Below are 293 nucleotides of genomic sequence, written 5' to 3'. Positions count from 1 at the left end.
TTTGAAGATGTCAAAGGTCAGTTATCAGAAGATGCGGCAGGACATTTACAGAATCAACTGGATTCGTTGGATAGCAAAGTGTACACCGCCTACGCCAACAGCGCAGACGGCACGGACGGTTTCACGACTGTTTACCCGAATTTGAATTTGTTAGACGGTACTAAAGATTTTAGTGGAGATTGGATAAATTCAAGCAGTTGGGTAACTAATGGAACATATAAAAATCTAACTGTAAAAACACAAAATGGGGATTATTGAGGCTATCGACAATGAACTGCCTTTCACCGCAATCT

At 41.0% G+C, this 293-nt stretch carries 1 protein-coding gene; it reads left to right on the top strand.

Features of this window, described 5'->3' with window-relative positions:
- The coding region (locus FDW96_RS00030; protein ID WP_212732835.1) for a hypothetical protein at window positions 1–258 on the top strand (258 nt) is incomplete at its 5' end.
- Between the last annotated feature and the right edge of the window lie 35 nt (window positions 259–293).

Origin of the sequence: Citrobacter sp. TBCS-15, assembly GCF_005280815.1 — a bacterium.
Classification (GTDB): Bacteria; Pseudomonadota; Gammaproteobacteria; order Enterobacterales; family Enterobacteriaceae; genus Citrobacter; species Citrobacter werkmanii.
Note: the sequence above shows the minus strand (reverse complement) of the source record. Positions and strands in the feature narration are given on the sequence as shown.